The 1218-nt window shown below is 37.3% G+C and carries 1 protein-coding gene and 1 pseudogene; both read left to right on the top strand.

The genetic code is table 11. The annotated features are described in order from the left end of the window. Positions 1-107 precede the first annotated feature (107 nt). A complete protein-coding gene (locus Q0296_RS05150; protein ID WP_298037472.1) occupies positions 108-665 on the top strand; it encodes a cytochrome c in 558 nt (185 codons plus the stop codon). 50 nt (positions 666-715) lie between these two features. Further along, positions 716-1218, top strand: a pseudogene (locus tag Q0296_RS05145) (cytochrome c biogenesis protein ResB); the annotation flags it as partial.

The raw sequence follows: 1218 nt of genomic DNA, 5'->3' as shown, positions 1-1218 counted from the left end.
AAATACTCATTCTAATATTAGCTCATTAATCAACTTATGATATAATCCCGGGTCGGAGCAATCTGATCCGGGATTTTTAAATTTAGAGCAAAATTTCAAGGAAACTCATGAAAAATATCAAAATTTCTTTTTTGGCGTGTTTTTTGGTGGCAAATGCCTTTGCAGCTTCACAGGTTTATTACATAGAAGCTCGTGGTGAATTTGGCAAAGAACTTGCTGAAATGGCAAAAAAGCAGGCTAATGACAGAAATGAAAAGGTAAATGTCTATATCGATGAAGACCCAAGACGTTATAAAGATAATAGAATTTTAAAACTTGGTGTCGATAAAAAAGGTAGATATAGCGTATCTTTAGGTAAAGAAATTTTTGAAAAACAATGCGCTAGCTGTCACGGTGAAAATGCAGACAAAAGGCCATTTGGCTCAACTCCTCTAAAAAATATGACTGCTAAAGATATAGAAGACAGCATCATCTCTTACAGAAGCGACACAAGCTTTGGCGGAAGTGGAAAAAATGTAATGCAAAACCAAGCTAAAATCCTCTCAAACAGCGACCTTGGCGCGATCCTTGCATATTTAAAAGGTAAAGATGCACTTAGCGAGCAAGAGACAAACGAAAACAAACCAGTTTCTACGGAGACAAAACAGGGTAGTTATTTAAGATAAATTTCACTTCGGTAGCTTTGCCGCAATACAATAAGTAAAAAAGGAAACAGATGTTAAATCCAAAATCACTATTTTTAAGTATGGGCTCGGCTATCGTCCTTATGGTGATCTTCGCCATAGCTAGTGGGGCCGCTACCATTATAGAGAGTAAAACAAGCACAGAAGCCGCTTGGTATTATGTTTATGGTGCTAGTTGGTTTGCTCTTATCCAGCTACTTCTTGGTATAAATTTGGCCTACAACATCTTTAGATACAACCTAATCGACCCTAAAAAACTCCCATCACTTATCTTTCACATAGGTTTTATCGTCATCTTAATAGGTGCTGGCATCACAAGATACCTTGGCTTTGAAGCTGATATGCATATACGTGAAAACACTGCTTCAAACGTTGTTAGCACGAAGGTTTCATATATAAATTTAACAGCGCTTAACGACAAAGGCGAAGAAATCAGCTCGGCTATGCCTTTAGGACTTGCTGATGTAAAGAAGGGCTTTGATCTAAAGCTAAAAACAGCAGACGGTGAGGCCAGTTTAAAATTTAAAGAATTTGT

It is taken from the genome of uncultured Campylobacter sp. (assembly GCF_937890585.1).
GTDB lineage: Bacteria > Campylobacterota > Campylobacteria > Campylobacterales > Campylobacteraceae > Campylobacter_A.
Note: the sequence above shows the minus strand (reverse complement) of the source record. Positions and strands in the feature narration are given on the sequence as shown.

Excerpts from the sequence above, each read along its gene's own strand:
- Q0296_RS05150 (WP_298037472.1), top strand. The coding sequence starts at position 108 with ATGAAAAATATCAAAATTTCTTTTTTGGCGTGTTTTTTGGTGGCAAAT.